The sequence below is a fragment of the Paenibacillus sp. GQ49 genome (genome assembly GCF_059759055.1).
The window spans coordinates 37,869-62,835 of record NZ_JCAXEL010000018.1; the positions used below are offsets into that span (position 1 = coordinate 37,869).

19 protein-coding genes and 1 pseudogene are annotated in these 24,967 nt (G+C 45.8%); 5 read left to right on the forward strand and 15 right to left on the reverse strand.

The window, feature by feature from the left end:
• Positions 1–22: 22 nt before the first annotated feature.
• A complete protein-coding gene (locus tag AC6CIF_RS24515; protein ID WP_498201875.1) occupies positions 23–1,552 on the reverse strand; it encodes an alpha/beta hydrolase family protein in 1,530 nt (509 codons plus the stop codon).
• A 61-nt stretch (positions 1,553–1,613) separates the two neighbouring features.
• Here AC6CIF_RS24515 and AC6CIF_RS24520 point away from each other — a divergent pair, with 61 nt between their 5' ends.
• Positions 1,614–1,841 carry a hypothetical protein gene (locus AC6CIF_RS24520; RefSeq protein WP_498201959.1) on the forward strand — a complete coding sequence of 76 codons (228 nt, stop codon included), beginning with the start codon at positions 1,614–1,616 and terminating at the stop codon, positions 1,839–1,841.
• Here the strand turns inward: AC6CIF_RS24520 and AC6CIF_RS24525 are convergent.
• Together AC6CIF_RS24525 and AC6CIF_RS24530 are read right to left on the reverse strand one after the other, a co-directional pair.
• Positions 1,751–2,339: pseudogene (locus AC6CIF_RS24525) on the reverse strand (hypothetical protein); the annotation flags it as partial. The gene AC6CIF_RS24520 and the pseudogene AC6CIF_RS24525 overlap by 91 nt on opposite strands.
• Before the next feature lie 89 nt (positions 2,340–2,428).
• Complete coding sequence (locus tag AC6CIF_RS24530) at positions 2,429–3,418, reverse strand: ABC transporter substrate-binding protein (RefSeq protein WP_498201877.1); 990 nt, start codon at positions 3,416–3,418, stop codon at positions 2,429–2,431.
• A 232-nt stretch (positions 3,419–3,650) separates the two neighbouring features.
• Between AC6CIF_RS24530 and AC6CIF_RS24535 the strand changes: the two genes are divergently transcribed.
• The 3 genes from AC6CIF_RS24535 to AC6CIF_RS24545 all read left to right on the forward strand — a co-directional run bounded on the left by AC6CIF_RS24535 (position 3,651) and on the right by AC6CIF_RS24545 (position 6,792).
• The gene (locus tag AC6CIF_RS24535) at positions 3,651–5,330 is read left to right on the forward strand and encodes an AraC family transcriptional regulator (protein ID WP_498201879.1); all 1,680 of its coding nucleotides are present in this window, start codon (positions 3,651–3,653) and stop codon (positions 5,328–5,330) included.
• Between the two features lie 34 nt (positions 5,331–5,364).
• Entirely contained in the window at positions 5,365–5,730 is a 366-nt protein-coding gene (locus tag AC6CIF_RS24540; RefSeq protein WP_498201881.1) for a DUF6713 family protein, read from the forward strand.
• Positions 5,731–5,802: 72 nt separating this feature from the next.
• Positions 5,803–6,792: a DUF4003 family protein gene (locus tag AC6CIF_RS24545; protein WP_498201883.1), complete on the forward strand. Its 990-nt coding sequence runs from the start codon at positions 5,803–5,805 to the stop codon at positions 6,790–6,792.
• A 119-nt stretch (positions 6,793–6,911) separates the two neighbouring features.
• On the opposite strand, the gene AC6CIF_RS24550 is transcribed toward AC6CIF_RS24545, so the two are convergent.
• From AC6CIF_RS24550 to AC6CIF_RS24560, 3 genes are all read right to left on the reverse strand, one after another.
• Positions 6,912–7,901 carry a phosphotransferase gene (locus AC6CIF_RS24550; protein WP_498201885.1) on the reverse strand — a complete coding sequence of 330 codons (990 nt, stop codon included), beginning with the start codon at positions 7,899–7,901 and terminating at the stop codon, positions 6,912–6,914.
• 167 nt (positions 7,902–8,068) lie between these two features.
• On the reverse strand, positions 8,069–9,844 hold the full coding sequence (locus tag AC6CIF_RS24555; protein WP_498201887.1) for a SulP family inorganic anion transporter: 1,776 nt from the start codon (positions 9,842–9,844) through the stop codon (positions 8,069–8,071).
• 166 nt (positions 9,845–10,010) lie between these two features.
• Entirely contained in the window at positions 10,011–10,340 is a 330-nt protein-coding gene (locus AC6CIF_RS24560; protein ID WP_017690603.1) for an ArsR/SmtB family transcription factor, read from the reverse strand.
• 194 nt (positions 10,341–10,534) lie between these two features.
• On the opposite strand from AC6CIF_RS24560, the gene AC6CIF_RS24565 reads away from it, so the two are divergent.
• Positions 10,535–11,479: an alpha/beta hydrolase fold domain-containing protein gene (locus AC6CIF_RS24565; protein WP_498201890.1), complete on the forward strand. Its 945-nt coding sequence runs from the start codon at positions 10,535–10,537 to the stop codon at positions 11,477–11,479.
• A 109-nt stretch (positions 11,480–11,588) separates the two neighbouring features.
• On the opposite strand, the gene AC6CIF_RS24570 is transcribed toward AC6CIF_RS24565, so the two are convergent.
• From AC6CIF_RS24570 to AC6CIF_RS24610, 9 genes are all read right to left on the reverse strand, one after another.
• The gene (locus tag AC6CIF_RS24570; protein WP_498201892.1) at positions 11,589–13,166 is read right to left on the reverse strand and encodes a glycoside hydrolase family 43 protein; all 1,578 of its coding nucleotides are present in this window, start codon (positions 13,164–13,166) and stop codon (positions 11,589–11,591) included.
• On the reverse strand, positions 13,163–14,062 hold the full coding sequence (locus tag AC6CIF_RS24575; RefSeq protein WP_036668326.1) for a carbohydrate ABC transporter permease: 900 nt from the start codon (positions 14,060–14,062) through the stop codon (positions 13,163–13,165). The genes AC6CIF_RS24570 and AC6CIF_RS24575 overlap by 4 nt, the downstream gene beginning before the upstream one ends.
• Positions 14,063–14,077: 15 nt before the next feature.
• Positions 14,078–15,052 (reverse strand): ABC transporter permease, encoded by a 975-nt coding sequence (locus AC6CIF_RS24580; protein ID WP_498201894.1) that lies wholly within the window; start codon positions 15,050–15,052, stop codon positions 14,078–14,080.
• Positions 15,053–15,188: 136 nt separating this feature from the next.
• Positions 15,189–16,862: an extracellular solute-binding protein gene (locus tag AC6CIF_RS24585; protein WP_206537064.1), complete on the reverse strand. Its 1,674-nt coding sequence runs from the start codon at positions 16,860–16,862 to the stop codon at positions 15,189–15,191.
• 175 nt (positions 16,863–17,037) lie between these two features.
• Positions 17,038–18,612 (reverse strand): response regulator, encoded by a 1,575-nt coding sequence (locus AC6CIF_RS24590; RefSeq protein ID WP_498201897.1) that lies wholly within the window; start codon positions 18,610–18,612, stop codon positions 17,038–17,040.
• A gap of 11 nt (positions 18,613–18,623) precedes the next feature.
• A complete protein-coding gene (locus tag AC6CIF_RS24595) occupies positions 18,624–20,426 on the reverse strand; it encodes a cache domain-containing sensor histidine kinase (protein WP_498201899.1) in 1,803 nt (600 codons plus the stop codon).
• 199 nt (positions 20,427–20,625) lie between these two features.
• Entirely contained in the window at positions 20,626–21,474 is an 849-nt protein-coding gene (locus tag AC6CIF_RS24600) for a GNAT family N-acetyltransferase (protein ID WP_498201900.1), read from the reverse strand.
• 210 nt (positions 21,475–21,684) lie between these two features.
• Positions 21,685–23,865: a 1,3-beta-galactosyl-N-acetylhexosamine phosphorylase gene (gnpA, locus tag AC6CIF_RS24605; protein WP_498201901.1), complete on the reverse strand. Its 2,181-nt coding sequence runs from the start codon at positions 23,863–23,865 to the stop codon at positions 21,685–21,687.
• Between the two features lie 13 nt (positions 23,866–23,878).
• Complete coding sequence (locus AC6CIF_RS24610; RefSeq protein WP_498201902.1) at positions 23,879–24,898, reverse strand: glycoside hydrolase family 88/105 protein; 1,020 nt, start codon at positions 24,896–24,898, stop codon at positions 23,879–23,881.
• Between the last annotated feature and the right edge of the window lie 69 nt (positions 24,899–24,967).

The window sequence follows — 24,967 nt, forward strand, 5'->3', positions numbered from 1 at the left end:
CAGTCTCCTTCCATTTATACGTTTAGCCTTTTTTCAACGAATAGGATTCATGTTCTCCCACGTCCTTGTCCATATGGAGCGGTTGCCCTTTCAAGTAGTGGTTGAAGAATTCAATCGTTGTTTCGCTAACCAACTGGTGCGTCCCCCGCGCATCTACACCCTGCGTCCATTCGAGCAGTGGAGAGATCAGGTAGAGGTCGGAGAAACTCAGATGTTTGGTGTTGGTCAGCTCCATCCAGAAGTTCCCTCCTGCGGTTACCGGTTCATACCGGGCGTACACTTCCTCGTAATATTTCTCGGCTTCCGGACGGGTCGTGCCCATCGCAGCAATTTCCTCGTCACTCATCACACTTGTCCCTGCAACGGTTGAGTCTGCACTCATCATCAGGAACGGCTTGCCCACACCTTCCGCAGGGATACGTTTCTCGCCAAACAATACACCGTCCATATTCATGCCTGCTTTCACACGTGGATCATCCATTAACATCTGCACTGTCGTTGCTCCGCCAAATGAATGCCCAAACATGCCGATGTTGTCCAGATCCATACGTCCGGTAAAGCGTCCGCTCGGATCTCCCGTACCCAACTTCTCTACCTCATCCAGTACAAACTGTGCATCATTCACCCATGTCTCATTCAACTTGTCCATGTAACTGAACTGTAACTGTTCAAAGCCTTCTTTTCCTTCGGATTCAAACTGCGCCACATGTCCATCCGGGAATACGGACACCAGACTGTTATACGTGTGATTGATACCTACGACAATGTAACCTTGACTAACCAGTTGCTCGACCTGGAATGTATTCTGATTTTCATACCCATGCAGACCATGAGAGAAAAGAACAACCGGATACTTGGCTTCGGCATCAGACAACTGAGCTTCCTGTATCGCATGTGTTTTGACCTGACTCAGACTGGAAAATAAAAGCTTTGGCAGTTTCAGCACTTCATTGAAGGCTGTCCCGTAGATCTCCGGCTTATTAACATAAGGGGCTGTTGCGCCCTGTACATCTGGATTCGTTGGGTACCAGATCTGTACCATCAGCTCCCGTTGATCACCGACAGAACTCGTCAGCAACTCCTCACGGCTGTTATCTGTCCAGTCGTAAGATACCGTTCCGATTCCATAAGGACCTGCTGGCTTGGCAAACGTTAACACCGGGAACAGCAGTGGCAAGCCAATGCTCACAATAGCGTATACCAACACCAGAAGAGACGTTGCGATGATTCGAACACGTCCGAATTTCCTCGTCACAGTCGATGTGGAAGCAGATGCCCCGGAACCTTTGCTGTTCAGCGAGGTTACACCTGACTGTTGCTGGCGTCTTGCCTTTGTAAATAACACAACCAGTGGAACCAACGTGAGCAGATACGCCGGAATCATCGGCCAACGAAGTCCTTCGACCACACCATGGATGATCAACAGCACACCTGAAATGACGAATCCACCCCATACCATTTTTCGAAAATGTTGACTCTGTTTCCCGATCCCGATTACCCCCACGAACATAAGCAGGTTGAAAATAAGATAAATCCATTCTACTGTTCTCATAAGATGTATGCCCCCTTGTCTGCCTCCAATCTTAAAACCTCCAGTTACAGGAGATTCAAGCATGATTTTTTCAGATAAAAAAATGCACTCCCTGAATGACGCTGAATCACCCTCAGGTTCTCCAATCGTTTCAAGGAATGCACGTATGAAATTACGTTATAAGTTGATTTTTGAATACGAGACTAGCGTCTTCGCCACCATCTCGTTGCCCCAACGCTTTCTGAATCGGAACTGGCTGAATGCCAGCGCGAACCATGGAACCATACCCGGAAGAACACTTGCACTGTAGACCTCGTTCCAAGGGTACAGAGTTACGATAACAAATATGGCACCAACGTAGAAAATAAGAATACGCCATGGCTAAACAGATTCGACAGCCCGATTGGCTGTCCTCCGTTCCCCCAACCGAAGAAGATCAGACCTGTTCCGATTTTACGATCATCGCCACAATAGCCGTCACTTTGATCATCGCAAACCAGAATTCAAATTCCCCATAGAACTTCACCGCCGCAATGATGAGCACCCCAGCAAGTGCAGGCAGCCACTGCGGAATATCCGGGAACCAATACCCCACATAGATGCCAATCGCCGTAACTTCCGCCATACCCACCGTAACCCACAGAAACTAGTAGCTCCAGGCTGTCAGGAATCCGGCAAGCGGACTAATATATTTGTGAGCAAATGTTGCAAACGAACCCGTGACCGGCTCCTGAATCAACATTTCCCCCATAATGCGCATGACAAAAAAGATAACGATACCCGCCAATAAATAAGACAGATGAAGTGAGGTCTAATTGTACAGGAAGTCGAGGGAACAAATAGAACCCCCTTTAACAGGAGGCTCTCTCAATACTACTACTTATCTCCAAACCAGTGCTACTTCATAATAGTAGGTAGTTCATTTAACAATTCACGCATCGTATAGGCATCACGTTTATTCCACTTTTTCTCCACTACATACACATGACCATTCTTTACAGCGGGTAGATCCGTCCATATGGCTGACTGCATTAACTCGTCATTCTCCGCAGAATCTTGTCCAGCTCCAGCAGCGATCAGAAATACGTGATCCCCCGCAAAGGACGGAAGATTCTCAAGCGATATCTGCGCCCACGGCAAATTCTCATCCATGGTTACTTTCTTCACCTCATCGGGAATCTTGAATCCATGGGGAGAATATAGATCACCTGCAAGTCCTGTTGTCATCACATACAGACTGCGATTTACGTTAAGAAATACCGTGGCCGTCTCATCTGGACTGATGTTCACGCTCTCTTTGAACTCATTCCACGCCCGCTCCGATTGAGCCTCATAATCAGACAACCATTGCTGAGCTTCTTTCTCCTTGTTCACTAGAAGACCAAGCACAGGCAAACGTTCCTCCAGCGGAGCATCCACGTTTACTCCAACCGTTGGCGCCACTTTGGCAATCTGGTCCAATTCATCCCCTTGAGCGTGAAGCCCTGTGATGATCAGATCAGGCTGGAGCTCCACCAGCTTCTCCAGATTCAGCGGCGCACCAAGATCATCAATATCCTTCACCTGATCTTCGTATATGGAGTCTGATAATAAGCGCCCATCCTGACCAATTGCATCTGCTCCAAGTACCAGCATATCTCCAAAGGTTTTGTTATCATAATACACGATCCTTTGCGGATTCGTCGGGATCTCTACTTTACGTCCCAGATAATCCACGTACTCTTTGGTTTCCGGTTTCTCCGCAGCAGCTTCCGTTTCTTTGACAGTTGTCTGTTGCGTTGTTCCCTCATTTACCGACCCACCTTCATTGCTACTACATGCACTCAGACCGATACTTAGCACTAGAACCGCACCAATAGACCATCCCCATCGTTTAACACTATACATGACGCTCTCCCCATTCACTCTATTTTAATGATAATCATTATCACTATCTTCTACCTATAGTAACGATCCCGCACAGGCGCATCAATGGACAATTCAAGGGCTTTTCAGACAATACTTAGCAGGCGTACGACCAAATTGTGTTCTATCTTTCCTGTGAATTGGTTGATAAAAAAGTGTATTTACACTATGCTAATTTATGAGAATCGTTATCAATTAGTAAGGGGATTATGGCATGAAGCTTCTATTGCATACAGATCAGGAACATGAAATCTATTCACTTAGCGAGGTTGATTTTATGGAAGAACCCGTCAGCATCATGCCTTCGCAAGAGCACCGTCTCCTCATCGTCGTTTCGGGAAACTTCAGGTTGCATCTGAGGGAAGAGACCCATACTGCCATTGAAGAACAATGTTTTTATATTCGACCCGGAGGCAACATTGTACTAACCAGACAGGATCATGAGCCGTTCGCCGTCTATATGTTTTCTTTTCATGTAATCAAAGTTCAGGATGCTGCGGTACGGTTCGATACAAGTGCTGCCTTTAATAGAAGTACGTTGCGATCCGATCGTTCCTATTCCAGCGTGCACACCATTATTCAAGATATGATTCGTCAACGCCCCTATATCAACAAAGCAGAAAGCAATGCCTATCAACCTATGTTCCATATGCTGATGCTGTCTCTCTCTGAACATAATACGAAATGGCCATCCTTGGAAAATGCCAGAGATGCCGTTAAACGTACCCTTATCTATCTGCAGGAACACTACGCCGAGAAAATTAAAGTTCAGGAACTATCCGATTTATCCGGGGTCTCCTTATGGCAATATAATGAGCTGTTCCGCTCACTGACAGACAAGACTCCGATTGAATATCTAACTGAGATTCGTTTGAATCGAGCTAAAGGATTGCTTTTACAGACAGAAGAAACCATTGAGTCCATTGCTCATCAAGTTGGATTCAATGATCATTATTACTTTGTCAGACGGTTTCGTCAAAAGACCGGACTGCCCCCTCGGGAGTATGCAGCGATGTATAAGCACAGCGACAGGGACATTCTTTTCCGTGACTCTACAGGTAGGCTGTTGGAACTTCCAATGGACAAATCACGTATTGTATATCTGGATCGCAATACCGTGAGTGACTTAATCGTTCTGAATTTGTTTCCAGTCGGCAGTCCCAAGAATCTATCGGGCCAATCCATCGATACCGTCCCAATGAAAAACACAACCGAAATCAGCTTTCCACCCCAGCCTGAGGAGATTCGAAAGCTGAAGCCCGACCTTATTCTCGTTGCCAACTACTACGGTATCTCCCTTGATGAAATGACTACCATTGCTCCAACCATTGTGTTGGATCGTGAGCAGACATTGGATAGCCGTTTGCGGACCTTAGGCCAAATTTTCGGCAAAGAACACGAAGCAGAACGTTGGATGATCCGATATGACGCTATGGCCGAATACATGTGGACAATGTGCAAAGACGCATTCGTACCCGGCGAAAGTGCTTCCGTTCTTGTCCATGGTGATAATGGCAGACTCTATGTTATGGCCTCTCACGGTCTCCCAAACACACTTTACCATGCCAATGGATTCAGACCTCCTCTTGAAGTTACTGCATTAATAGAACAAGGCGAAGCTTTTATTTCTATTGAAGAAAGAGAGCTTGAGCGTTATATGGGCGATCGTATTTTTATAATTTCTGCAACCAGAGATGGGGATGTCGATGACCCTGCCTCTTATGAGCGGGAGAGGAGTGGTATGAATAGCCATCAATGGAGCGAACTTTCTGCGGTGTGTAACGGAAAAGTTCATCACGTAGGACTACACTGGAACATGGAAGGTGCGCTGGAACGTATGCATGTGTTATATGCTTTGCCAGAACTATTGCGTGGATCTGTAATGAAGAATTGACCTGCTTGTATAAACTGAAAATGGGAGGCTTTACATGCCTGACTTGTTGTTAGTCTTATTTTTGTTTAACTTGTCTCTCTTCCTGCTTCACGAAATGGATGCCATCAGGCGGTCCGAGTGGAAATTGTTTATCGTGTTAAAAGATTTGGAAGATGATAAAGCCTACAGGTATTTCACTTGGATTCACCTGCCAATGTATACCATCATCCTCTCTCTTCTTTTTAGCTCGTATCAAACCATTACATTTTGGGTGCTGGATATCTTTTTCATCATACATACCGTATTACACTTCTTTTTCGAAAAGCATCCTCGAAATGAATTTAAAAACGGGTTCTCCAGATCATTGATCTACCCTATGGGAATAATCGCTTTAATTCATTTGATATTCCTAATCATCTAATCTGTTTACACCGACGGAATGAAGGAAGCTGGAAGGGTATTGTAGAATAACAGTGAATATGGAGGTGTGCCTATGCAACAACATCATGCAGAACGAGTTGAATTATTTGTTTCCAACACCCAGATCATCAAGAAATCGTTCAAATGGCAACATGCGATGATGCAACGTCTGGTTGCCCTGCTCTATGCAGCGGAGAATAAAACAGCGGATGGGGAAGCTATTCTTCAAAGCCATGAGTTGATTAAGCAAAACACAAAACTCTTCTCTGCATTCAGAGGTAATTCGGCCATTAGCATTGCTGCCATGCTCTCCCTTACAACGGATGAAGAGACGAGACTGGCAGACACCTTGCATGTCTATGATCTGATGAAAGAGATCAAGTTCCGCAACTCCGATTATCTGGTTATTGCCGCCTATCAGATCGCTACTCAGACATCAGCTGACCAGTTTCAACCTACGGTGGAGCGGGCCAAATCATTTTATGACGGCATGAAAGCAGAGCATCGTTTCCTCACTGGACAGGATGACTACATTTTCGCTGCCATGTTAGCACTTTCCGATCTCGTGGTGGATACTGGTGTGGCACGTATGGAACAACTTTATGGCGAATTAAAACCGGAGTTCTCTTCCAGAAACAGTGTGCAGGCGTTAACACAGGTACTGGTTCTTGGAGATGATCCCCCGGATGCAGGTGCTCGTGTGATTGCCTTAAATGAAGCTTTTCGCAAAAGGAATCTTCGAATGGACAAAACGTATACGTTAGCCTCTCTCGGAATACTTTCTCTACTGCCTTCGGACAGAGAGTCATTAGTGGATGAAGTCGCGGAAACAAATGACTGGTTACGGACTCAAAAAGGCTTCGGTGCCTGGTCAATCGACAAACAGGAGTTGCTCCTGTTCTCGTCTGCTCTGGTAGCCATTCAACATGTGGAGAATCTGCGAAACGGTGTGCTTACGACAGCAATCTCAACCAGTATCACAAATATTATCATCGCCCAGCAGGCCGCCATGGCCGCAACTGCCGCAGCATCGGCTGCTGCCGCTTCTTCATCATCGAACTAACAAGTAACAAGTGACCCTGTTACCTTCAATATAAGATGAAAAAGACCCTCCCGAGTTCAAGTTCACTCGGAAGGGTCTTAAAACATTCAAACCTACACCAAAATAATGTTCATCATTCGCTAGGATATAATCCCCGTATCCCGGAATTCTTCCACGAAACTATCCAGCCAATCCGAGCCATAGTCCAGCGCACCCATATCACTCTCAATAAATGCAACATCTAGTCCCATCACCCAAAATCGGCGAGCAACAATAAAGAGATCAACCGCCTGCTCATCTTCGGCAGAGAAACTTCTGACTGAACGATATCCTGCCATTAGCGCATCCCATAATGCTACTTTTCGCTCATCAGACTGCCTTTTTCGAACTTTCACTTGAGCTAAATCATAGGCACGCCAGCCTTTGGCTGCCCACTCGAAGTCATAATGGATAAACTGATGTTTCTGTTGAAACACATTGTTATTCCCATGCATATCGCCATGGCACAGACCAAAGTCCAGGTCTTGTCTGGAAGTGGCAACGATGCGTTCTTTTAACGTTGCCGCAAACGTATGGAGAAATGCTGCTGCTTCATTGTCCTCACCGATATAGTGGATAATTCGCTCAAGGGGTTCGTCAATAAGTAACTTCAGATCCAGCTCATATCGTGGCAGCTCCATGTTCACCTGATCCATAGCCTTATGCAATTCAGCCGCAGATTGGCCAAAGGCGTAACAAGACTCCTCATCCTCCAGGTTGTTCTCCGTACCCTCAATATACCGAAACATCACAGCAACCCGCTTGCCTTCCGCAGCCTCCAACACCGTATATCCCGTATAATCTTTCTTCTCGATGTATTCTCCAATGTCGGTATATTCCGCAGAACCTAGAACGTTCTTCAGTTGAGACAATAACGAAAGCTCATACTGAACATCTTCCTCCGTAATTTCAGTACGGTAGATACGGAGAATATACATGCCACTGGACGTGCGAACCCGGTAGGTATCATTTAATCCTCTAAGCCAAAACAAACATTCTTCCCATGTTCCAATGTCATATTGATTACTCAATGCAGACTCCAGGTACCTGGGGTTAAGCACTGAACGTAAAGCAGTCGGTTGAATGGACATATGGTTGCTCCTTCGGTTTAATATGATTATTTCTCATCTGATGAACGATGTAATCCTTTCACCTATCAACCTATAACATAGTATATTTTTCGTTTATTTTCCAGAATATATATTTTGATAAACAAATACTCTTTAGACTCCTATAGTTCCATCTCGCATCAGCAGGATTATATAAGGTTATTTGCATTGGCCCGCTTTCCAGATTTCAGCAGGTTATTACACGCTGGGTCGGTGCCAACACTCGACAATGCAGCACATTCACGAAAGGCAAAATGTTTGCACCCCCTGCATTTCTGAACATCCAGATGCACTAATGCATAATTGATGGCTTCACCTGTGTGCTCAAACATATGATCCGGACCAATCCGTTCAATCAAACCTGTTCTCTTCAACATCTCCAACGGTTGCGCCTGAATGCCTGAAAGTAAAATCCTGCCCCCGGATCTCTCCATATGTTTGACAACACGGGCCAGATTGGATTCACCTGTCGTATCCATAAAAGGCACCTTGCCCATCCGCAACAGCAGAGTGCCTGGTCGCCGATGAATCGAATCCATGACCGACTTCTCGAACATATCCGCTGCACCGAAAAAAAGTGGCCCTTCAATTGTATACAGGCTTATTTGCGGACAGTCATGTCCTTCCCGAACCATGTGGGCCATGACTTTCTCATGTTTATGATCGGGATCGGGTAGTACTTTGGCAACCTTCAACATCTCACTCATCCGTTTAACAAATAAAAGGACAGCAAGAATCAACCCAACCTCTACAGCCGTTGTTAAACTTGTAAATACGGTCAGCAAAAAGGTAATCAGCAGAACGAGTGAATCGCTCGTTTTGGTTTTCATGACATGGACGAAGGATCTTCGTTCACTCATATTCCAGGCAACCACCATGAGAACGGGAGCCATACTGGCAAGAGGAATGTGGGATGCATATGGCGCAAAGAGAACAAGTACCAGCAAAACCACCACACCGTGAATCACGCCAGACCATGGCGATACTGCGCCGGATTTGATATTGGTTGCTGTACGTGCAATCGCTCCTGTTGCAGGAATACCACCAAATAACGGAGTCACCATATTAGCAATCCCCTGCCCAATCAACTCTCGATTGCTGTTATGCCGACTTCCAGTCATGCCATCAGCAACAACTGCGGATAACAGCGATTCAATTCCACCAAGCATGGCGATGACAAAAGCGGGTTGCAGCAAGTTCACGATACGCTCCCAAGTGATCTCAGGCACATGAAACTGAGGCAAAGCGTTAGGTATCGCGCCAAAGGACGAACCAATTGTAGCCACTTGCCCTTCAAAAAAGAACGCCGCGACTACCGTCGAAAGAACCAGCCCCACCAGTGATGCAGGCACCTTTGGTGCAAACTTGGGCACAAGCAGAAGAACAGCCAGACAGATTCCAGCTGTAAGCACACTGTATATATTAATCGTCGAGATATGCATCCCGATTTCTTTCATATTGGACCAGAAATCCTCGTGTTTCTCGATGCCTCGAAGTCCCAGAAAGTTCGTAATTTGTCCGCTAAAAATAATGACGGCGATCCCTGCCGTAAAACCGATAGTCACCGGCCTTGGAATAAACTTAATTAACGCCCCAAGCTTGAATACGCCCATAAGTACAAGCATCAATCCGGCCATCATTCCGGCGATCAGCAGATTCTCATATCCATACTGCATCACAATGGCAAAGAGGATCGGAATGAATGCCCCCGTTGGCCCGCCAATCTGGAACTTGGACCCACCCAGCAAGGAAATGAGAATCCCTGCGATTACTGTGGTATACAATCCATACTCCGGTTTGACCCCGGAAGCGATGGCAAAGGCCATACCGAGTGGAATTGCAATGATACCTACAATCAGTCCTGATAACAGATCCTTGCGAAAAGCGGCAGCATTGTACCCTGCATATCTCCCCATCCATCTCATGTACAAAAACCTTCTTTTCTTTATATATTTGAATATTTGAATATATTTAAAAGACTACTCCCCTGCATACGTCCTGTCAATCGGATTACGCACAACCCCAGCAGGAACCTAACACAAAAAAACAAGAACCTCCGGCGATTACACCCCGTTGCTCTTGTTTATTGTGTCAGGACTCTTTACGAATATCTTCCAACATGGAAATGGCATCAACCAGATGATTGTCAAAAATCTGTTTGGTGACTGCCAGCAGGTCCTTTATCAGCGGATCACGCAGCGAATATGTGACGGTTGTCCCTTCTTTTATTCCGTGGACAACGTTTTTGCTGCGCAATACAGCCAGTTGCTGTGAAACAGCAGAGCCTTCCGATCCCAGAATGCTTTGCAGTTCATTCACATTCTTGGCTCCTTCACTCAGCAGCTCCAGAATCTGAATCCGCATGGGGTGTGCCAACGCTTTGAAAAAATCCGCTTTAAACTGTTGTATGCTCTGATTCATACGCTATGCCCCTTCAATCGAACTTTTGAAGATGCAAATATCATAACATAGAACGGGTACCATGCTTTACTCTAACCGTAAACGGTTTGATGGAAAAGTTAAGATTGACCTTGAAGTACACTTCAACCTTTATACTTTACTTACAGTCTCCACAGATCGTATATCTGAACTCCATCAGGAAGGGTGATTCCTCAATGAACATGTATATCCATAATCACAAACGCTCGCTCACGAGCTTTCTATTCGAGAAATATATCGGAACGTTGGATACCAAGAAATTTTTTTCAACACGCGAGCTTACCCGCAAACACCTGGATCATATGGGCTTGGAAAACATTAAACCTTATACCTTGGGTAAAACAAAACTGTCATCTTCCATCAAAGAGCGCTCCCTTGAAGACATGCAGGTGTTCACCTTAAACGATCAGCATTCCCGTGAACAGAGGGTCATTCTCTACATTCATGGCGGGGCGCATACACACCAGCCGCTGTCTTTACACTGGAAATTCATGGACCGCATGGCTCAGGCTCTGAATGCCAAAGTTGTTGCTCCCATCTATCCAAAGGTTCCTCATTTTAATTATCAGCACACGTATCCGAAACTGCTCAATCTATACCGGGATCTGCTTGCCTCTGTGGACGACCCGGCACAACTGACCATTATGGGCGATTCGGCAGGCGGGAACATATCCCTTGCCTTGGCCCATTATCTGAAGATGCATGATCTCCCGCAGCCCAAAGATATCATCTTGTTATCACCTTGTGTGGATATGGTGCTGGACAATCCGGTCATATTTGATTACGAGACCCGCGACCCTATGCTCGCTGTCGAAGGGTATGATGTCATCCGGCGGATCTGGGCAGCTGACAAACCGTTAAACGATCCGTTAATCAGTCCAATCTACGGAGATTTCGCCGGTCTGGGCAAAATCAGCATCTTTATCGGGACTCACGAGGGTTTGTTTCCTGATAATATGAAGCTCGACAAGCTGCTTACGGACCAAAGAATCGATCATCATACGTACGTTTACCCCAAAATGAACCATGTCTTTGTCCTCTATCCGATTCCGGAAGCCAGGGATGCTCAGCGTAAAATAGTTAACATCATAAAAAGCTCAGCACATGAAACTCAACAATAGACTGTAACGCCTCCCCATAGCCATTTGGCAAAAAGAACGGAAAAAAGCTCAATCCCTGGACTACCGCCACCGGATTGAGCTTTCTGGCTGTTATTCTGTCATCTAAATATTATTCATATGAACCATATTCAAACCAGTCAAAGTCCGCTACCTGATCGGAAGAAGTACCGTTGCTGCTGCTAAACATTCCGATACAACAGCCAACAAAGCCGCCGGCTACTTCGGTGCTCAAACTGCTTGTATCCACCTGTTCTGCCACCAGATGATACTGACTTCCATCCGTGCTGTAATAGAAGTTGAGTTGCTGACCTGTCGCAGCCAGTTTGATATACACTCGCGATACTTCATCCTCCAGCGCGATTTGCGCAATATGGCTATCCTGACCATCTATAACGGTCACCACACGCAGCACCTGCTGATTCTCGGCCAGAGCACGCTCAATCCGTACGTGATACTGATCGTTCTGAATGACGACAAGACCAGCCGTTTCATTGGCATTCCCGGGCACAAATTCCATCGCTGTAGCTGCGACATAATCCATATGCCTTTGACGCAGACATACAAAGCTGGAATTTTCTTTTTCCTTCAATGTTTGCGGTTTCAGTTTCAGCCGCAAGTATCCTTTTCGTTCGGTTAATGAATACAGGTCTTCCTGTGGATTACGCAGAAACATCCATTGCAAGCCCAGTTTATCACTGTCAAAATGGTCAAAACGCAGTTGCGGCTCTACCGGAACAGGCTTCAAATCCAACGTGCCCTGCTCCTCCAGGATTCCGCGGCCCTCATTGACAACAGGCCATCCGTCCTCCCAAACGACAGAAGCAAGGAACGTCTCCCGCCCCAGGTTGCTATAGCTCCCTCCATATGGACGCGAAGCAAGCATGACCATGAACCATTGACCGTTCGCAGCCTGCACCAAGTCGGCATGTCCTACATTAACAACAGGGTAACGTTTACCCAAATGGCGATGCGTAATGATTGGATTATTCGGATTCCCGACGTATCCTTCGGTCAAACTTTTGCTACGAGCAATGGTCACGGCATGGTTTGGCCCTGTGCCTCCCTCTGCAATCAATAAATAGTAATATTCATCAATCTTATACAGATGCGGGCCTTCCGGCCAGATGACATCCACCATCGCCCCGCGCCACAGAACGTAACTATCTCCCACCAGCTTCATACTGCCCAGATCAAGCTCTCTCAGCCAAACTTCCCAATTGCCATTATAACGAACTCCCTCAGAGCAAGGGCGTGTACCAAGATAATACGCTTTGCCGTCATCGAAGAAAATCGTAGGGTCTATGCCTTCTGCGCCTTCAATAAAATAAGGATCAGACCATGGCCCAGCCGGGTCGGTAGCGGTTACAACAAAATTGCCGCCATGTGATACATTGGTTGTAATCATATAGAAGGTGCCTTCATGATACCGAAGCGTTGGAGCGAATATCCCCTGTGAATGGCCTGCTCCCTGAAGATTTAATTGTGAAGGGCGGTCCAGCACATTGCCAATCTGTTTCCAATTCACTAGATCACGGCTCTGAAAGATCGGAACGCCAGGAAAATAGGCAAATGTTGATGTCACCAGATAAAAATCTTCACCCACCCGGCATACGGATGGATCTGGATAAAACCCGGGCATAATCGGATTGTTATACGTGCATTTTTCGCCTTGATTTGCATTCTTCATTCTTTTACCCCTCCAATGGTTAGTCCAGTCACAAAGTATTTTTGCAAGAACGGATACAGTAAAACAATCGGCATTGCCGTCACAACCGTGATTGCTGCCCGAATGGATACAGGCGTCACCATGTTGGTTACATTTTTGAATGAATCCACGTTGACGGTCCCCCCCTGTGAGGTCGCAGAGGATAACAATTTCATCAGCTCATACTGCAAGGTGGTCAAATTCCGATTTCCCGCCGTGTACAACATGGAGTCAAACCAGGAGTTCCACTGACCTACAGCAATAAACAGTGCAACCGTAGCCAGAACCGGTTTGGATAGGGGAAGCACGATACGCATGAAAATCCGAAAATCTCCGGCTCCATCCATCTTCGCGGATTCAATCAATCCCTCCGACAGTCCCTGAATGTAGGTACGAATGACGATCATGTTGAACACCCCGATCAAGCCGGGAATAATGTATACCCAGAAGCTGTTCAGCAGCCCCACTTGTTTGATCAGCATGTATCCCGGAATTAAACCACCGCTGAAATACATCGTCATGACAAACAGCGTTGTGACCAATTTGTTAAACATATACTCCTTGCGGCTCAGTACATAGGCCAGCATGGCTGTACAGAACAGCTGTACAACCGTTCCCACCACGGTTCTGGCGACCGAAACAAATGCGGCTTGTGTCAGATTCGGGTTTTGGAATACGGAAACGTAATTTTGCAGCGTCCATTCCCTCGGCCAGAGATAGATACCCCCGCGGATCGTATCCAGCCCGTTATTGAAAGATACGGCAATGGTGTTTAAAAAAGGATATAACGTAACAACCATGACAAGCAACATAAATATTCCATTGGTGATAGAAAAAATAGAGTCTCCCAAGCTTCGGTTTCTACTAAATCGTTTCACAGCTCTGCCCCCTTATCATATCAATCGCTCTTCACCAAGAGACTTGGCAATCCCGTTGGCGATAAATATGAGCACCAGACTGACCACACTTTTGAAAATGCCTGCTGCGGTGGCAAGTGAGTAGTTGCCGAGATTAATCCCGTATTTCAAAACAAAAATGTCGATCGTCTCGGATACATCCTGCACAAGTCCGTTCCCCAGCAAGTATTGAATCTCAAAACCCGCGTTCAGTACGTTACCAACGTTGATGATAAGCAGGATAATAATCGTTGGTTTGATGCTTGGAAGCGTGACATTGAACATTTTACGAAACCGTCCGGCTCCGTCGATGGAAGCTGCCTCGTACAAGCTCGGATTAATCGACGCCATGGCCGCCAGATAAATAATCGTGCCCCAGCCAATTTCCTTCCACATGCTGGACAGACCTACAATCCCCCAGAAGTACTTTGGTTCGGCAAAAAAATTGATCGGTGCATCAATCAGGCCCAATTTCGTCAACAGCACATTCACTATTCCTGTTTCCGTTGATAATACATTCGCAACAATACCTGTTACGATGATCCACGACAGGAAATGTGGAAGGTAGGATACCGTCTGTACCACGCGTTTGAACAATACCATTCGCAGTTCATTCAATAAGAGCGCCAGACCAATTGAGCCGACAAATCCCAGAAACAGACTGATCAGGCTCATCGCCAACGTATTGCGAATGACACGTAAAAATGTAGGGTCCGTGAATAACGTTCGAAAATGATCCATCCCCACCCAATCCTGCTCCATAAAACCAATGCCCGGTCTATAATTCTGAAACGCCATCAACCAGCCCCATAATGGTCCATACGCAAAAATAGCGATAAACGCAATAAACGGAAATGACATCCACATTAGTTGTCGCTGACTTTTCATTCTGGACAGGTTGTACCCGATCCAGCTTGTTCCCGCTGGGATATGGCTGGTTTTTAACGAAGGCTGCAACTCCTTTTTGGCCATGTTTTTTCTCTCCTTGCTTACGAGTTTATCTATATCACCCAGTCTGAGTGAATCGATTCCATTCCTATCCAATCTCCCAATCTAGCGTGTAAGAAAGGCTACGGGGTTCCCCATAGCCTTTCTGTGTGACAGGCCTTTATCCCCACAGTTCCATGCGTCTGCGGACTTCTTCCGTCAGCGCGTCTTCATACGCTTTAATATCTGCGCTTTCCTTGAGCGTAGCTTGATACTCTTCCCAAGCCTTATCAAATTCTGCTGGAGAAGTCATAATCACTTTTGGCAGCCATTTGCGTTTTACATCGTCCATTTTCTGTCTGGCGATGGTCTCCGGTTTATTTGGTTCAAAATTATAGGTATAGATTGGGAACCACGGTTCATTTTCCTCCGCAGGCTCAAGGAAGTCGGTAAACTTCGTATATCCATAAGCCTTCAGCACTTTTTTGTCGATGTCATTCAATGTGGCAAGGTACTCCTCCGGCTGCTCCTTAGGGTCAAGGGCATTCTTCCCGTCAGCGGTCATGCCTTCATGATGCGGGAAATAGACCAACGGGCTTCCCGTGTTTGCCAGCACCCAGTCCGGATCTTTGGAATTCGCACGTTGCTCTTCATTCCTGGAGAACACACCTTTGTCATCGACTTGGTAATCCACGCCTTCCTGTCCCCAGGTTCTCAATACCTCCATCTCAGGGTCCAGCAAATCATTAATATATTGAAGTGCTCCCTCGATATCCTCGCAACTCTTTGTAATGGCCAGGCCACCATTTACGTTAAGGATTGGATTGTTCTGATAACGCCCTTTAACATCCTCGGAGAGTGTAATGGACAACGGTACATAGGTTTTGTCATACAATTTTTGCTTCACGAGTGATGCCTCGGCGTCAAGGAACTGCCATCCTTGATCCACCATGCCCAGCACACGTCCGGTTGAAATTTTGGAAATATATTGATCATAGTTTGCTGTAAAGGTTTCGTTATCGACGAGGCCTTGATGATATACCTCATTAATTTTCTTGAAATATGCCTTCGCTTCCGGAATGGTATTATAGTTTTTGGCCGTCAGCGTTTCTTTATCAACGATGGCTGCGCCTTCGTTAGGATAACCAGCCATGAAGAGCGGAGGGTTCTCCAGTGCGAAATAACGCCAGTCATAGGAGATAATTTCAAATCCAATGGTTGGCTGACCATCAACGGTCGGGTGAGCTGCTTTATACCGTTCAATCAAGTCGAAGTATTGGTCAAGCGTTTTGATTGTCGGATAATTATCCCACTCCAGTACGGCCTTCTGAATCCAGAATGCTTCTCCGTCATGGGATACTTTCATCGACTTTTCTTGTATATTGCCGAATTGAGGAATGAAGTAGATATGTCCATCCGTCGTATTTTTCATCTTCTTCCAGTCTTCGCCCAGGTAATTTTTGATGTTTGGATATTTATCGATGTAATCCTCAAGAGGTACTAACGCTCCTGCTGCTACCAGTTGCTGAGTACCATCACTCCCATCGATAAAATCGGGATATTCGCCGCCTGCAATGAGTACACCAATCCGCTCTTTGGCTGTTTGGCCCGTAAGCCAGTCCATCGTGACTCTGACACCTGTTTTCTCCTCAATAGCCTTTAACACCCGATTATCGTCAGGCGCAATTTTTCCCGGTACGGCAAAAAATGCGGAAAATTGTTTCAATTCCCTTCCATCTGCTGTCTTTTCCCCTTTCGAGGACGATCCCGGTGTACATCCAGTGAGTGCGATGACCAGTATTAAAGCGAGCAGAGCACTATACTTGATTCTTTTTCTAACATCCTTTTTCATCATGACCCCTCCATCGATTATATTGACAGAAGCTTTTTGGAAAGCGCTTTCCAAAGGCTGACTTAAAATTATCATGCTTCCATGCCCCTCTCAACGGGATAAACTATAGATGGAATCCCACTAATTCCAGCATCTGCGAAAAAAAATATCCCGCCGCTCCGTCAAGGAGTGCAGGATGTTAATCAAGAGAGTACGCAGCATGGGCACTTTTACGATATTGTGCAGGAGTCTCCCCCATGAGTTTCTCGAACCGGCTAATAAAGTAATCGGAATCCCGATATCCCACCATTGTTGCGATTTCGTATACTCTTTGATCTGTTCTGCGCAACAGCCGGGCGGCTTCCTCAATACGCAATTGATTCAAATAATCACTGAAGCTGATCGAGAAATGCTTTTTGAAAATCTGACCCAGATATGCACTATTCATGTAAAACTGCTCCCCGAGCAATTTCAGGCTGATATTTTCTCTGTAATGCTCGTGAATGAAGGCCTCAATTTTGGCTAATACGCCCATCGCATTTGACTTTTGCTGTTCCTTCAGTTTCTCTGCGCATATGAGCGAGAATTCGCATAAATGTTCAATGTTTTCCTCCATGGATAACATCGCGTAGTTCACCTTCAGAAAAGTCGATTCCATCAGCCCGGAATCTAGAGTGACCGTATCGTTATTCACAAGATCCAGCAATGTGTATGCCAAATAATGCAAGTGGATGCGGACAATACCAGGCTCGATTCGCTCATCCAGAAAAAATTGAAAAATTGCCTTTGCATGACTGTATAACTCATCCGTCTGCTGTTCCTCAATAGACTTGACTAGCCCATCAAACAGTTGTTTTTCGAACTGTCCCGGCCGATTAACAAATAGGGTCGTATCCATAAGTTCGAAGTAATAAATGGGCCTGCAAGTGGTGAAGAAACGTAAGCTTTTCATTATGCCGCAGGATTGATAAGACTCGTGCAGCGCCTCCAACTCATGTACTTCCTTCCCGACATAACAAGCAATAGCCGCCTCTTGACCATGGCTCAGATCGGCATGTAATCGGGTCAAATATTGCTCCAAGGTCACTGCCTCACAGTTCACCATCAGGTCCGTAACAATGAGCAAAACCGCATTTTTATCACCTGTGAACGGCTTCAAAATTTGTCCCGGCAAGGGCTTGCCCACCCACGCTTCAACCCGAGCGCACCAATCCGTTCCTTGATCTGGACCAGCTTCCGCCTCAATCAGGATGCAACGCAGTATGCCGGCATCTTGATAGTGGGGCTGCAGACTCGTAACAGCATCCTCCTCAGCCACCCCAAGCAAGATTGACTGCATATGCTGGGCCATAATAATCCGATCTTTTTTTTGCTGATATCGCTTCTCTTCCGTCCGCGCATTAAATGCGACCCTGAACTCCTCAAGCACCTGAACCAGTTCGGTCTTCACAATAGGCTTGAGAATGTAGTCATCCACCTGATATTTAATAGCCTGCTTGGCATATCCGAACTCATAGAATCCACTTAGAAGAATCAGCTTGATGTCACCGCCATATTGCTCGTACAAGGTTTTGGCAAGCTGCAATCCGTCCATTTCCGGCATCTTAATGTCGGAAATCACCAGATCGGGCTGCATAGCGCGTATGCACTCCAATGCCTGCATGCCATTGGAAGCCTGACCGCAAATCTGAAACCCGTAAGACTCCCAATCAATTAACAATAGAAGTCCTTGGCGAATAAATGGCTCATCGTCCACAATCAGCACGTTGATCATATCCTCGCTCCTTATTCTTGAGATGCCTGCATAAGAGGAATTTGAATGCCAATCGTTGTTCCCTTCCCCTTTTCACTGAATATGTGCACCTGAACGAAATCATCAAAATACATCCGCAGCCGAATATATGCATTCATCATACCAATGCTGCTAAGCTCGCTCATCCGATCCATACTCGGGTCTTGCATCATTTTGCGGAGCGAGGCCAGCTTGTCCTGATCCATACCGACTCCGGTATCTCGAATGGAAATGTACAGTTCATTATTTCGAATTTCGAATAATACCTCCACAACCCCATCATTCGACGTCCCCTCAATGCCATGGATGCAAGCATTCTCCACAAAGGTGAGAACGGTTAGCTTGGGTATCATCATGGCAACAATGGATTCGTCTGTGATCCGGATTGCAAATTGCAGCTTTTCACCAAAGCGATACTGCTGGATACTCAGATAACTCTCCACAAAATTGATTTCCTCTGCAATTGTAATCAGATCATCGCCCCAATTGATCGTCTGACGTAACAGCAGTGCCAGTTTATGAATGACATCAGAGGTTTCAAGCTCGTCCTTGATCAAACTCCTCATACGGATCGTTTCAAGCGTGTTGAACATGAAATGGGGATTCACCTGACTCTGAAGGGCCTTCAGCTCCGCCTGCTTTTTGGAGAGCTCAAGGGCTTGCCGCTCCACCTGACCCTTAAACACAATCTCAATCAAGTTCTTGATCTTGATGACCATCATGTTATAACTATGGATCAGGCTGCCGATCTCGTCTTTGCCCACAGGTCCCGAGATCACCTCGAACTTCTCATGCTTCACTTGATCCAGGTGCTTCGCTATCCGATCCACTCTGATGACCAGTGATCTGGATATCAACCAGATTAGCAGTGTCGGCACCAACAGATTAAGAATGATTAGTAAAGTCAAATTAAGCTTGGAATTAACAATCTCCGACAGAACGTCCAATTTCTCCGTGCTGACGACAATCTGCCAATCCTCGGATACAACGGGAATCGATTGCATGGATTGAACAGGGTCAATTGGACTGTTCGCAATCAGATTAAATGGCTTGCGCGTCTGATTCATTTTTGAATCGTTCGAGAAAATGACCCTGCCATCCGAAACGACATACACCTTCCCATTTGCTCCCTCATTTTTAAGCGATTTGTTGATGAAAGCGTAGTCCAGATCAACCTTTAACACCTTTTCAACCTGCTGCTCCCCAAAGTAATCCAGCTTACGAATAATGCTAACTTTGCGTCCTCCCTGACTTTGCGACATCTCCGCCTGCTGTTTGTCAAAATACGAATAGATCATGATATGGTCGCTCGTGTTCATCAGCGCTTGATACCAATCACTTTTCTTCACCTCATCATCCAGCTTAATGAAGTTTCCTCCATTGACGAAGGTATCATTGCCAACATAAAACGTAATTTGATTCACCTGCTGGTAACTGTAATAGTACCGGACCAGATTGTTGTTGCTAAGCATATCATAGTAAGCAGAGTAATAGTCTTCCTGATCGCGATACTTGAACTCCATGAACCGGTTCAGCGTTCCATCGGTATAGAGAAAATTGGACACATACAAGCTATTGTCTATACTGTTCCGCAGGTTGAACTTGATCCTTTGCTGCATTTCATTGAATCGGCTATGCTCCTTCTCTTCAATGTTACCTTTGATGCTTTGGTAAAACACCGTATTTGTGACCAGGACCGGGACCAGCACACAAAAAATGAACAATATGTACAACTTGGTTTTGAGACTCCAATCATCCAGAAACTGAATACGCTTACAGTATATCTTTCGGCTCATGTTATGTCTTTGTCTCCTCTAACCATGTCATATATCAACATTATTATAACGAGTACAGGATCGGTTGGATACTGCAACCCAGGATTTCCGGGAAGCCTTTAATCAATCTCCCGTTCAACTGGCCCAACAAGACAGACACTAACACCCCACATATTTTCGTATGAACCCGATCTGATCTTAAGTCGAAACGGGTATCTCTTTATAATTTCAAGAGCATTTCGTACTGGCCCACATGATATGCAAAACCTGATTTGACCAGGAGGAAATCTTGCATCGGTTTCAGATGAGACTCCACATTGAGGACACTGATTCTAGGCGATTCTGTGCGTTGGACCATCTCTGTCAGGATGCTGCTTGCAATACCTTTGCCCCGGTAATTTTGGTTCACTGCAAGCTGTGGAACATCACCTGTTTTTTGATCTATAATGCCATAGCCAACAATGCTGTGATCCTGACGTGCAACGACATAGATAAAAGCCTCCGGTACAGCGTAGATGGAATCAATTGAATTTTGCCATGAGGGCTCCACATCCCAAAATTCCTTAAACGGCTCCAAATCGATTCTCTCCACACATTCCACCGTGCAGGTCGTTTGCGGTATGAATTGATCTTTTTGCAACTGGAAACATGAAAATTCCCTTTGAATTTTGAAGTTTTGTTTACTGTACAGCTGAACTGCAGATTCGTTGGATTGGATGACCTCGAGCAAATATTGCTCTACATTTTTTTCTTTTAACAGCTTTTGAATATTCAAGAGCAGCTCGCTTGTAATGCCCTGCCGTCTGCAATCTTTTACAACGCCTGTCCCCAGGTCATATGCAGTTGCCTTTCCATTCCAGCTTCGAAGTCCATTGATAACAAATCCGACCATTCTCTCATCTTTAAAGGCTCCCATAGATATTTCGGGGTGATACCCCCTTCGTTGGAGCATTTGTTGAAACTTCCAAAAAGGCAAATCCATTTTAACCTGGTAGTCGGAGAACGCATCCACAAACGCCTCGTGAAGTGTTGCCATGCTTATTTTGTCCAACATTTTATAACTGTACATTAGGGCATTCTCTCCTTTAAAAAGATGAAAACAATAATATATTAGGGCTCATGATCCCTATCCTTATTTAAATATTCTACCAAATAGTGTTAACACCATACAGTAAAATCCGTATGATAAAATCTGCTTCCTTCGGTGTTTTCAGACACGCCCTAATAACTAAAATAGACCGCTTCCTGGTTAAGGAATACGGTCTATTGAATCATTATTCTATGGGGATACCGATTTTGTTAAACCAATTTTGGTGATCACCGTATCATACGGGTCCAATTCCACGGTCTGTTTTCCATGCTCTGTATTGATTGTCGTGTTTTGAGCTTGATCACTATTATTGATCACAACCAATATGTTGCTCTCAGGGTAGTAGGCGCACTCGGTATACAAGTTATCCGTAATGTACTTTGTTTCATGGAATTCATTGCCCGCAAATCGAATCAAATTCAGAAGTAGTCTTGTATTTTCCCAGCTGAATTCGAAGGAAGGCAGGTAGATCCCTTTTCCTTTTCCAAAAGCATGTGTGGACAGTGTGATCTGACCATCCGTTTCACTCACTACAGCTGCTGATCCATCCGTAAGATAAATGTTATTTTTCGGAAGTATGCTGGCCCCCTCAGGCACCAAACCATACTCATCATTAACCTCATACGACCATTTTCCATGAACAACTCTGGCGCCTGTATCCTCATCCACCCCAAGCACATGAGCCATTCTAAAATAGCTGTCGTACCCGTCCATTGCCGAAGGCTGGTTAATGCCAATAAAGGTACCACCCTCATACACCCATTGGGTCAATAAGTCCACAGACTTGTGGTCACTCCAATGCTCTCCACCGCTCCATGCTGAACCTGCAGAGCCGGCATTGATGACGACATCTATATCCTTCAATGCGCCCTGACGAATATCATCAAAATCAATAAACTGCACGTCAACAGGCAACCCGGCTAATGCCTCATTCACATGAATCAGATCATGCATATGCGTTTCATGAAAATGACCGGACAAGGTCCACGATCTTAACTTGCCCCAGCTATGCAGCACGGCTACCTTTGTCTTGATCTGATAAGGCTTTCCAGCCTGATGCAGCTCTTTCATTTCCCTGAATTCATGGGCAATCTTCTCGATATAATCCACAAAGTCCGGGTAAGGCTCAACCAGATGCAAATATCCACCCAGTCCAATCCGGTCAATCGACTCACGCAGCAGCGCACGCCGGATATTAATCCAATATTTCTTGGCATCCAGGGTAGGGTCTCCTCCCTCTTTGAAGGTAGGAAGCCCGCCTAAGCCAACTGGGAACAAGTAGGGATGCAAGCGAATCTCATGGGTACCAGCCTTAACGCCTGAGCACATTCTTGCCTCGTAACCGGAGAACACACATTTGATCATGCCGTCGAATCCAAATTCCTCAAAGCGATCATTGTACGGCTCCATGCCCACCCAGCTGTCATCATAGAAGACATACGCCAGCTTGTTATGTTTGTGGACAATATCAATCAACTTTTTACCGAATTCAATGACAAAATCATTGATAAATGCCATCCAGTCCAGTTTGCGCTGATCCGCAGGCATATGAGTGACCTGATATTTACCGCCATTTACAAAGTCCTCGGCGGAGAGTGAATACCCAAATTTTTGAGCAAACAGATCCAGCGCTCTCGAACTCACCGTGAAATCGTATGAACCCCAATCTGAGAACAGATGGCGATTCCGCTCATCACTGCCCCAGATCCAGGCGAAGTTATAAAATAGGGACGTAAAACGTACAACCGTTGTTTCCGGGTGGTCTTGGCACCACTTTTCCATCCAATCCAGCAAATAGGTTTGGGTGTCTGTATAGATCGGGTCAATCTGCATCAGATGCTCTTTGTCCCAATTATTCGTCGTGTGATTGTACATAGAGATCTCTTCCCATATCCGATAAACCATGAAACTCACCGTGTATTTATGCCAAGGAGCAACGCCAGTAATGACAACATTGCCAGATTCCCTTTCATAATTCCACTGTCCTCTAGGTACCTCTTCCCCAGTCGTTCTATCATAAACTTGCCAATATTTAAACGCTTCTTTGGAATCATTCACCCTGAATTGTTCAGCAAAGAAGTCCTCCATCAGATAGATAGATACATAATCTTGCACAGCAACCTTCGGATTCGTAATGAGAAAACATTGCTGCAACTTATCCAGATTACGGGATGCCCACTCATTATGATCCCGAATAATGCAAATGGTTGAATAGATGCCGTATCCGGCATTGATAATCTCATCAGACAACTTTGTACCGTCACTGTCACGGATCACATCGGCACCCCAGCGATCGGCAAGTTCCAGCGTCAGTGCTTCATAACCGGATTCTCCCGGTAGTGTAAAGGAGCCTTTGGTTAATTTGGACAATTGGGTTCCCTCCCTATCTCAACATATCGGACAGAAAAGCGAGTGCCAGGCCCTGACCCCAGCCCTGAATCCAGTCTTTTGGAATATTGCGATAGCCATCCCGATCCTTCATCACCGCCGTACCGCCAGATACACCAAGCACGCGTCCATCTTCGCTAATGTTGTTAAGGATGCCTTCCAGTGCTTTTTGCACATATTTGGTATGCAGTGGATTACCATTATTGATCATGGCTGCTGCAATACCAGCGGAAGCTGATACCTCTTCATACGATTCTTCGTCATCCAAAACCGTACGCCACAAGCCGTTATCGGTCTGCACCAGTTTGAGAGCCGCCAATTGATCGCGAAGGGCACATTCTACATCCATACACTGCGGGTACAAATACCAGTCGTTCAATTGCGGTTTCACTTGAGACATCGTATAGGCTCCCCAAGCGTTTGCTCTTCCCCAGTAAAATCCGGACATGTGGTCCTTGTTGATATTGTTATAACCGTGATACCACAGACTGCTGCTCGGATCTTGCAGGTATTTGATATGCCAGTAATACTGATTCAGCGCATCCTGAATCATGGCTTCGTCTTTTAATTTGCTACCTACGCGTAGCAGGAAAAATGCCGCCATAAACAAGGTATCCGCCCAAGCCTGTTCCGGAAAATCATTGGAAACCGATACCGTATGCTGAAGCACATTGCCTCCAAAGCGAAGCGCATGATTCTGGAGATAATCAACCTTGCTGAGGACAATGTCCCAATATTTCTGATCCCCGGTTTCTTCATATAAAGTGATGAGCACATGGCCCATGGCACATGTATTAACCGTCCAACTTGGCAGACCCAGCTCGATATATTCGTCTGCCCATTTCACCAGCCTGTCCAAAATCTCTTGGTTGCCTGTCGTTTGATAGGCTCTGGATACACCATAATAAGCCACCCCGCCTGGCCAATCCCATGTCAGATCCATATCCAGTGTTTTCTTGGTAACGTTCTCGATTATGTGTAGAATCTGTTCCCTGTCATATTTCACTTGAAGCATTGTTATTCCCCTCTCCCTGCGCACACGCCCCCAAGTGCGCCCTGAGAGGTGTCCGTCCATTTTTGTAAA